Origin of the sequence: Streptomyces sp. 378 (assembly GCF_030124145.1) — a bacterium.
In the GTDB taxonomy this organism is placed as follows: domain Bacteria; phylum Actinomycetota; class Actinomycetes; order Streptomycetales; family Streptomycetaceae; genus Streptomyces.
In genome coordinates, this window is sequence record NZ_JASKMS010000067.1 from 1 (window position 1) to 6,935 (window position 6,935).

General features: G+C 71.6%; 9 protein-coding genes and 2 tRNA genes. 6 read left to right on the forward strand and 5 right to left on the reverse strand.

All coding sequences use genetic code 11. The annotated features are described in order from the left end of the window. Positions 1-67: 67 nt before the first annotated feature. Positions 68-141: transfer RNA gene (locus QNO09_RS39315), tRNA-Cys, on the reverse strand. 37 nt (positions 142-178) lie between these two features. Continuing rightward, a tRNA-Gly gene (locus QNO09_RS39320) sits at positions 179-251 on the reverse strand. A 177-nt stretch (positions 252-428) separates the two neighbouring features. Between QNO09_RS39320 and QNO09_RS39325 the strand changes: the two genes are divergently transcribed. From QNO09_RS39325 to QNO09_RS39335, 3 genes are read left to right on the forward strand one after another with little or no spacing between them, the layout of a single operon-like run. Next, positions 429-1,472 (forward strand): chorismate-binding protein, encoded by a 1,044-nt coding sequence (locus QNO09_RS39325; RefSeq protein ID WP_283975018.1) that lies wholly within the window; start codon positions 429-431, stop codon positions 1,470-1,472. Next, positions 1,469-2,290, forward strand: a complete 822-nt coding sequence (locus QNO09_RS39330; RefSeq protein WP_283975019.1) for an aminotransferase class IV — start codon at positions 1,469-1,471, stop codon at positions 2,288-2,290. The genes QNO09_RS39325 and QNO09_RS39330 overlap by 4 nt, the downstream gene beginning before the upstream one ends. A 55-nt stretch (positions 2,291-2,345) precedes the next feature. Continuing rightward, positions 2,346-3,167: a GNAT family N-acetyltransferase gene (locus QNO09_RS39335; RefSeq protein WP_283975020.1), complete on the forward strand. Its 822-nt coding sequence runs from the start codon at positions 2,346-2,348 to the stop codon at positions 3,165-3,167. A gap of 31 nt (positions 3,168-3,198) precedes the next feature. On the opposite strand, the gene QNO09_RS39340 is transcribed toward QNO09_RS39335, so the two are convergent. Further along, positions 3,199-3,723, reverse strand: coding sequence for a DsbA family protein (locus QNO09_RS39340; protein WP_283975021.1), 525 nt, complete (start codon positions 3,721-3,723; stop codon positions 3,199-3,201). Between the two features lie 177 nt (positions 3,724-3,900). Between QNO09_RS39340 and QNO09_RS39345 the strand changes: the two genes are divergently transcribed. Together QNO09_RS39345 and QNO09_RS39350 are read left to right on the forward strand one after the other, a co-directional pair. Next, entirely contained in the window at positions 3,901-4,341 is a 441-nt protein-coding gene (locus QNO09_RS39345) for a hypothetical protein (protein ID WP_283975025.1), read from the forward strand. Positions 4,342-4,566: 225 nt separating this feature from the next. Next, entirely contained in the window at positions 4,567-4,764 is a 198-nt protein-coding gene (locus QNO09_RS39350) for a hypothetical protein (RefSeq protein ID WP_283975022.1), read from the forward strand. A 79-nt stretch (positions 4,765-4,843) separates the two neighbouring features. Here QNO09_RS39350 and QNO09_RS39355 read toward each other — a convergent pair whose 3' ends face one another. Both QNO09_RS39355 and QNO09_RS39360 read right to left on the reverse strand, forming a co-directional pair. Beyond that, complete coding sequence (locus tag QNO09_RS39355; RefSeq protein WP_283975023.1) at positions 4,844-5,401, reverse strand: CGNR zinc finger domain-containing protein; 558 nt, start codon at positions 5,399-5,401, stop codon at positions 4,844-4,846. Between the two features lie 363 nt (positions 5,402-5,764). Then, entirely contained in the window at positions 5,765-6,178 is a 414-nt protein-coding gene (locus tag QNO09_RS39360) for an SsgA family sporulation/cell division regulator (protein WP_004002642.1), read from the reverse strand. Positions 6,179-6,369: 191 nt separating this feature from the next. Between QNO09_RS39360 and QNO09_RS39365 the strand changes: the two genes are divergently transcribed. Beyond that, positions 6,370-6,828 carry a TIGR02611 family protein gene (locus QNO09_RS39365; protein WP_283975024.1) on the forward strand — a complete coding sequence of 153 codons (459 nt, stop codon included), beginning with the start codon at positions 6,370-6,372 and terminating at the stop codon, positions 6,826-6,828. Positions 6,829-6,935: the final 107 nt, after the last annotated feature.

Genomic DNA, 6,935 nt, shown 5'->3' on the forward strand with positions numbered 1-6,935 from the left:
ATACTGGGATTGAACCAGTGACCTCTTCCGTGTCAGGGAAGCGCTCTCCCGCTGAGCTAATCGTCCTTGGAGGTGGAGACGGGATTTGAACCCGTGTAGACGGCTTTGCAGGCCGTTGCCTCGCCTCTCGGCCACTCCACCAGGAGTGTAGGGGGCCGGGAAGCCCCCTCTTCCTTCGAGCGGACGACGAGGTTCGAACTCGCGACCTCAACCTTGGCAAGGTTGCGCTCTACCAACTGAGCTACGTCCGCCTGTCGTTTCGGCCCGCTCCCGCGGCCCGGCGACGTGTTGAACTCTAGCGGATTCCCGTGCCAGGACAAAAACGCGTTTGCGCAGCGTGCTGTGCTTGCCCTGCTCAGGGACGTCACAGGGGCGCCCGGGGAGACATCCCCGGTCACGCGAGGGACACCGGCCATAGACTCGACTGCGTGCTCGACCTCCCTCCTCTCGCCCGTTTCGGCGACCGTGTCGCCACCGGGCTCCTCGATGTCACCGACGACCCCGAGGCCCTGGAGTCCAGCGGCTTCTGGGCCGTCTGCGCCGACTTCGAGGGCCGTCTGACCTGCGCGCGCTTCGCGGAGGTACGGACGGCGGACGTGCCCGCCGCCGTACCCGGCGCCTGGCGCGGACCGGCCGCCGGTGACTGGACGTCCTCGCTCGACCGCGCCGCGTACACGGCCGCGGTGCGGCGGATCCGCGACCACATCGCGGCCGGCGAGGTCTACCAGGCGAACCTGTGCCGGGTGCTGTCCGCGCCCGTCCTCCCCGGCGCCGACGTGGACGCCCTCACCGCACTGCTGGCCCGCGACAACCCGGCCCCGTACGCAGGAACGATCCGCCTGCCCGGGCACGGCGTGGAGATCGCCACCGCGTCCCCGGAACTCTTCCTGCGGCGCGCGGGCCGGATCGTCGAGTCCGGGCCGATCAAGGGCACCGGCAGGGCCGAGACGGACCTGCTGGAGAAGGACTACGCGGAGAACGTGATGATCGTGGACCTCGTCCGCAACGACATCGGGCGGGTGTGCGCCACGGGCAGTGTGACGGTGCCCGACCTGTGTGCCGTCGAGAAGCACCCCGGGCTGGTCCACCTCGTCTCGACGGTCCGCGGCGAGCTGGCGGACGGGGCGGGCTGGGCCGAGCTGCTCGGCGCCGCCTTCCCGCCCGGCTCGGTCACCGGCGCGCCCAAGTCCAGCGCCCTGCGGATCATCGACGCCTTGGAGACGGCGCCCAGAGGGCCGTACTGCGGCGGGGTCGGCTGGGTCGACGCCGACCGCGGGACCGGTGAGCTGGCCGTCGGTATCCGCACCTTCTGGATCGACCGGGCCGACGGCGAGCTGCGGTTCGGCACCGGCGCCGGCATCACCTGGGGCTCCGATCCCGAGGGGGAGTGGCGGGAGACCGAGCTGAAGGCGGCCCGGCTGCTCGCGATAGCGTCGGGCACGTACGCGGTGAGTGGAGAGGACCTGACGTGAAGATCTGGCTCGACGGTGGCTTGCGGGACATCGAGTCCGCCCGTGTCTCCGTCTTCGATCACGGGCTGACCGTGGGCGACGGCATCTTCGAGACGGTCAAGGCGGTGGACGGCCGGCCGTTCGCGCTCACCCGGCACCTCGACCGGCTCACCCGCTCCGCACGCGGCCTCGGCCTGCCGGAGCCGGACCACGACGAGGTGCGCCGCGCCTGCGCCGCCGTCCTGGAGGCCAACCCCGTGCCGCTCGGCCGCCTGCGCATCACCTACACCGGAGGCCACGGCCCGCTCGGCTCCGACCGCGGCGAGCACGGCCCGACCCTCGTCGTCGCCCTCGGCGAGACGACCCGCCGCCCCGACTCCACCGCCGCCGTCACGGTCCCCTGGACCCGCAACGAGCGCGGCGCGCTGACCGGCCTGAAGACCACCTCGTACGCCGAGAACGTCGTCGCCCTCGCCCGCGCCCGTGAACAGGGCGCCTCCGAGGCCCTGTTCGGCAACACGGTGGGGCGGCTGTGCGAGGGCACCGGCTCCAACGTGTTCGTCGTCCTCGACGGCGAGATCCACACGCCGCCGCTCGCCTCCGGCTGCCTCGCGGGCGTCACGCGCGCGCTGACGGCCGAATGGACCGGCGCGAAGGAGACCGACCTGCCGCTGGACGTCCTTGAGCGGGCCGACGAGATCTTCCTGACGTCCACCCTGCGGGACGTGCAGGCCGTGCACCGCGTCGACGGCCGTGAGCTGCCCGGTGCGCCGGGCCCGGTGACCGCCAAGGCGATGCGGATCTTCGAGGAGCGGTCCGGGAACGACCTCGACCCCTGACGGTCCGCGGATAATCCGGCTGACCAGGGCCGTGGTTGCGGGTAGAACACCCCTGATGACCACGACCCTGCGGCCGACCGAGCCGCTACAGCAGAACGCCGACGGGACACGCTCACGCCGCTACCAGGTGTGCGTGAACAGCCGTCCCGTGGGGGCGATACACCTCGGCACGCATCCCGTGTTCGGTGACGCGGTGGCCCGGATCATGAAGCTGCGCATCGACGAACCGGACCGCAGGCGGGGCCGGGGCACGGTGGCCGCCCTCGCCGCGGAGGAGGTGGCGCGCGGCTGGGGATGCCGGCGCATCGAGGCGACGGTACCCGCCGAGTCCACGGCGGGGTTCCGGCTCGCCACGACCCTCGGCTACGTCGTCCGCAACCGCGGCATGGAGAAGCGGCTCGGCGACACCCCGCCGGACCTGCCGGAGGGCAGCCGTGCCCGGCCCATGACCGACGCGGAGTTCGGCCCCTGGCTGGAGAAGGGCAAGGAGGACTACGCGCGCAGCTGGGCCGAGCGGGGCGTTCCGGAGGCCGAGGCCCGGGCGAAGTCGGAGCGTGACCACGCCACGCTCCTGCCCGACGGGCTCGCCACCCCCGGCATGCTCATCAGCGTCGTCGAGCACCTGGGCACACCGGTGGGCACGCTGTGGCTGGCGGTGCGCGAGGACAACGCCTTCGTCTTCGACGTGGAGGCCGACGCCTCCCGCCGGGGAAGGGGGCACGGCCGCACCCTGATGCTGCTGGCGGAAGCACAGACGATCGCCGAGGGCAGGCGGACCCTCGGCCTCAACGTCTTCACCGGCAACACCCCGGCCGAACGGCTCTACGCGTCGCTCGGCTACGAGACGACGCGGTACGCCGTGTACAAGCCGCTGTAGCGACCCGCTGCCGGGCGCCGGGCGCGAGCGGTCAGTGCTCCCGCCCGGCCAGCAGCCGGTCCGCGATCTCCTCGATCCGCCGGCGCAGCCCTTCCTGGCTCTTGCCGCCGTCGAGCCGCTCACCTCCGATGACGTACGTCGGGGTGCCGGTCACACCGATCGCCTTGCCCTCGGCCTGGTCGGCGTCCACGATCAGGATGTGCCGGCCGTCGACCAGCGCGGTGTCGAACTCCTCGGCGTCCAGGCCCAGTTCGCGCGCCACCTCGACCAGGCAGGGTTCTCCCGCACGGGCCAGCTCCTCGACCCGGCCCAGCAGAGCCTCGACATACGGCCATCCCCGGCCCTGCTCCCACGCCTCCTCCGCGGCCTGGGCGGCCGCGAAGGCGTGCTTGTTCTTCTCCAGGGGGAAGTGCCGCAGCCGCAGTTCCAGACGCTCGCCGTAGCGCTCGCGCAGCGCACGGAGATCGTCCAGCGCGGTGCGGCAGTCCGGGCACTGGAGATCGCACCAGATCTCCAGGACGGGGGCGGCGGAACGGTCGGGGAAGGAGTCGCTCATGGGCCACATTCTCCCAGCAGCCGCGACCGGGGACGCGGCCCGCACCGGCACCTGCGGAGGAGTCGACCCGGAGATCTCCCTGATGTGGGGCCGGAGCATGGCCCGCCGGGGACCGGCGGGTGCAGGATGGAAGGGACAGAAGTGCCCGACCCGACCGCGCCACGCCTGGAGGACCGGATGATTGCCGAGACCGTCTGTTCCGCCGTGTCCGCGGCAGGCCTGGGCATTGCGGCGATCACGGCGTACCGCAAGCGCTATCTCGCGGCGGTCCGTATCGCGGCCTACGCGCTCGTCCCGATCGGCCTGGTGATGACGGGGGTCGTCGAGTGGCTGGCCGACACCGCGTTCAGCCCGACGGCCTGGGCCGGGTTCGGGGTCCTCGGCGTCGCGTGGGTCCTCTTCATGACCACCCGGGCCGTGGAGCGCCGCCGCGGCGGGACCCGCAAGGAGCGCAGGGCGGCGGCCCGCGCGGCGGACCGGCCGGAGGCGGCCCCTCCGGGGGTCTCGGCGCCCAGCCTGGGCCAGGGCTCCCGTCCGGCGAACCGGCCCGCTCCCGCGTCCCGGGGCGAGGACGACTTCAGCGACATCGAGGCCATCCTGAAGAAGCACGGCATCTGACCGGTCGCGAGGCCGGGTTCCCGGCGCTCGCCACGCCCAGCGCCGGGGTCGCAGCCGCGCCCGGGACTGAATCGTCACGCGCCCGGGGCCCATCGTCACAGTGGGTCAGCCGGTGCGCGGAAGTGATCACAACCCGAACCGGACCTCACGGAATCGGTGCACTCCCGCACGCGAGGAGGGCGCTGATCGCGCCCGGCGGGGTGATTGGGTCATCATCGCCCCGAGATGCTGGACACGACGGAACAGAGCGACCCCGCACCGCCGCGGGACGGGGCACCTCCCCCGCGGGACGAGTCACGTCCCCGGCAGGACGAGCCGCGCGGTTGCCTCTTCGCCCTATCCCAGCCACCGCTGATGATCTTCCTGGCGGTGATCGGGAGTCTGCTGCTCATGGCCTCGTTGCACGATCTGCTGTTGCTGTGAGCCTGACCCGCGGTACCCGGCGTCACCCGCCGGGGCCCGCGTCGACGTCGTGCCGAGCCCGACGGCCCGGCGACGGCCGTCAGCCCGCCGCCTGCTTGCGGCGCGCCCGGTACGCGGCCACATGCAGGCGGTTTCCGCAGGTACGGCTGTCGCAATAGCGGCGTGAGCGATTGCGGGACAGATCGACGAAGGCACGCCGGCAGTCGGGCGCCTCGCACCGCCGCAGCCTCTCCTGCTCCCCGGCGACCACGAAGAACGCCAGTGCCATCCCGCAGTCGGCGGCCAGATGGTCGGCGACGGAGGCGCCGGGTGCGAAATAGTGCACATGCCAGTCGTAGCCGTCGTGGTCCGTGAGCCGGGGCGTGGTGCCCGCGGCCGCGACCAGCTCGTTGATCTGGGCGGCGGCGGCCCGGGCGTCGGGAGCGGCGAAGACGGCGGCGAAGCGTCCGCGGATCTTGCGCACCGCGGAGAGGTCGAACTCCGACAGCACCCCGACGTCGCTGATCTCGTGGTTGCGCACGAAGTCCCCGAGGGCCGCCACATCCGGCAGTCCGTCCGCCGTGTCGTCCTCCGGTGCGGTGTTCACCAGATCGACCACGGTGTCGAGGGCGCACCGGGTGTCGTGGGTGATCAGCACGATTCGCTCCCTGGCCTGAGGGTCGGGCGGGCGCCCGCCGATGCTGGCCGATGGTAACGGCTCCACCACCGCCGGACCGCCCTCATGCCCGCACATGGCTTCGAATGGAACGTCGCCGGGCCCGCCGGGGTTCCCGACGGGCGACAGGGGAGCGCGCAGCCGGAGGCCGCATGCGTGCGAAGCCACGAGAAAGGCAACCGTGGGGGTGATCGCGGCGGCAGCGGGGAAGTGCCCCGGCACACGAACCGGCGCCGAGCCGCGGAGGCCGCGGCACCGGCGCCGGTGTCATCCCGTATGCGGTTGTCCGAGCCCGAGCCGTCTCCCCGAGTCGACGGCGCCGGGCGGCTTTGTGAGCGCCTCGCCCTAGCTTTCCGCCAGGATGTGCGAGAGCTCCTGATCGAGGTCGAAGTGCCGGTGTTCCGTGCCGGGCGGCACGGCGGCGTCCGTCCGCTTCAGGAAGGACTCCAGGGCCCGTGCCGGGGCCTCCAGCAGGGCCTCGCCCTCCGGAGAGCTCAGGGCGATGCACACGACGCCCTGACCGTGACTGCGCGACGGCCAGACGCGGACGTCGCCGGTGCCCGTAGGGCGATGAAGTCCCTCGGCGAGCAGGTCACGGGCGAACACCCACTCGACGGTTTCCTCGGCTCCGGTGTGGAAGGTGGCGTGCACGGCGTAGGGGTCGGCCGTGTCGTACCGCAGGCCTGCGGGGACAGGCAGGGAGGACTCGCTCGACACAACGAGGCGCAGGTGCAGCTCGCAGCTGACCGTGGTGTTCATAAGCGCCAGGGCCTTTCGCTCAGTGTGCGCTCGGGGATTCGCACGTCGGCGAAATCGACATGCCACCTACGGTGCCGTTGTAAACCCCTCTGAGTGTTTTGCGTGCCTTTACGTAACTCTTCCGGCCGAGAGATCGTTCGCGTGGTGCGTCCATTCCGGTGACCGGTTTCGCTCGGGTAGTGTTCGGCCGTATGAATACGGGGAGTAACGAGCCGGGCGAGGTGGCCGTGGCGTCGGACGAGACGGGGACGAACGAAGTGCACGGCGAGCCGCACCGAGGCCTTGGCTCCCGGGCGCCGGAATTCGTCAAGGCCCGCCGCGCGCTGCACCTGAGCTGGCAGGTCGGCGTTTTCATCATCGGTCTCGCGGTGGTCGTGACCGGCATCATCATGCTGCCCCTGCCGGGGCCGGGCTGGGTCGTGATCTTCGGCGGCATGGCGATCTGGGCGACGGAGTTCGTCTGGGCCCAGCTGGTGCTCCGCTGGACCAAGCGGAAGGTCACCGAGGCGGCCCAGCGCGCCCTCGATCCCAAAGTGCGGCGCCGCAACATCATCCTGACGTCCGTCGGGCTGGTGATCGTGGGCGTGCTCGTCGGCGTCTACCTGTGGAAGTTCGGCATCGCGATGCCGTGGAAGATCAAGGACCAGTGAGCGTCACAGGCACCCCCTGACATGGGGTAATGTTCTTCCTGCGTCCGGGCGATTAGCTCAGTGGGAGAGCGCTTCGTTCACACCGAAGAGGTCACTGGTTCGAACCC

What these genes read in the sequence shown, in the direction of transcription:
- QNO09_RS39335 (WP_283975020.1), top strand. Translation starts at nt 2,346, where the DNA reads ATGACCACGACCCTGCGGCCGACCGAGCCGCTACAGCAGAACGCCGAC.
- QNO09_RS39350 (WP_283975022.1), top strand. Translation starts at nt 4,567, where the DNA reads ATGCTGGACACGACGGAACAGAGCGACCCCGCACCGCCGCGGGACGGG.
- QNO09_RS39345 (WP_283975025.1), top strand. Translation starts at nt 3,901, where the DNA reads ATGATTGCCGAGACCGTCTGTTCCGCCGTGTCCGCGGCAGGCCTGGGC.
- QNO09_RS39340 (WP_283975021.1), bottom strand. Translation starts at nt 3,723, where the DNA reads ATGAGCGACTCCTTCCCCGACCGTTCCGCCGCCCCCGTCCTGGAGATC.
- QNO09_RS39360 (WP_004002642.1), bottom strand. Translation starts at nt 6,178, where the DNA reads ATGAACACCACGGTCAGCTGCGAGCTGCACCTGCGCCTCGTTGTGTCG.
- QNO09_RS39365 (WP_283975024.1), top strand. Translation starts at nt 6,370, where the DNA reads ATGAATACGGGGAGTAACGAGCCGGGCGAGGTGGCCGTGGCGTCGGAC.